The 1,482-nt window shown below is 42.6% G+C and carries 1 protein-coding gene; it reads left to right on the forward strand.

The genetic code is table 11. The annotated features are described in order from the left end of the window. Positions 1-1,482, forward strand: a 1,482-nt coding sequence (locus R7Q47_RS24260) for an Ig-like domain-containing protein (protein WP_318089760.1), incomplete at both ends; no start/stop codon positions are given.

Consider the following 1,482-nt stretch of genomic DNA (forward strand, 5'->3'; position numbering starts at 1 on the left):
TCAAATTACTTTTTATGAAGCGATTGATCATGGTGTAGGTCAAGATGAGCTGGTGACTAACGTATTGGTTGAAAGCACTCAAAGTGATGCTGACGGTACACAAGAGGCTGTTGTGGCTCCCCTAGAAATCGTCATCAGTGATGCCGACCCAGTGATCGCAAATGAGTCATATAGTGTAACCGAAGGCCAAGTCATTTCTGGCAATGTACTGGAGAATGACATTGATATTGATGGTGACTTGTACATTCGATATGTCAGAGCCGGAGGAGAGATCCAGTCTGTCCCTGATGGTGGCTTAGTAAGTTTTAGTCTAGAGAAGGGTGAATTAACCGTATTTTCAGATGGCTCTTGGCAGTTGAATGCCAGTCGCAACTTAGATCACACGGTTGAGCAAAGTATCGTATTTGATTATCTCGCAGCCGATGATTCAAAAGATTACGGTGTAGCAACCGCAACTATCGACATTATAGATGGCCAAGCGGGTTATGTAGGCAGCGCTACTATAAACGCAGCAGAAGTACCTCTGGGAGAGGCATTATTAACCACCGAAGGCAGTGTTAATGTGATTGCTGGCTCTGATAACCCTGATCCGACTAGTTTGTATTTTGGTGGGGCATCCATTACTAAGTTAGAGGCATTAGGGCTTACAAGCTCAGTCTCTGATAATGAGCTTAGCTACACGTTAAGTTCCAGTGGAAAGCAAATTACAGCATTTGCGAATGGTGTCACTGTATTTACGTTAACATTGAGTGGCATTGAGTCGGGTAACGATGTACTAGCTTCAATTTCGCTTACTCTTGATCATACTATCGATCAATTCAATAGTAGTGATACGGTCACTTTCCCGCTGACCATTGGAGGGACAGATCTAGACTCTACACCGCTTGTAGAGAATGAAATTGATTTCGTGTTGAAAGATGGTGTTGATCCTACGTTGAGCAACTTGACTGTTGTTGCAATGGAGGAGATTAATCTAGAAAGTGGGGCAATCTTTAAGACTGGGAGCCTTCAACTCGATATCGGGAGTGATTATGTTGACTCTCTTCGATTTAGCGAATTAAACCAGCCCACATTAGTGAGTAGTGAAAGTGAGTTGCTTTACCGTCTGTCTGATGACGGTACGACAATTACTGGCTATATCATAGAAGGTGGGGTGGAAGTAAATATTTTTCAATCGACACTATTATCCACATTACCTTTAGAGTCGAGTAGTGAAATAGAGTATTCCTTTGAATTATATCGCTCTTTCGATCTGTCAAAAGATCAAATCCTGGATATACCATTGTTAGTTAATGCAACAGATTCAGACGGTGACACCACCTCCGTAACATTGGATATTACCTTAGAGGCAATTGAAGGTTTGAACGATGATGCCTCTTTAACGGTGGATATTCTTGATGGCGGCGATGGATACGAAAACCAGTTTGAAGTTCCTAGTGTCACGATTCAAGGTGACGCACTCAAGATAAGCGATGAGTGGCT

This window comes from Vibrio sp. Vb0349, assembly GCF_033338975.1.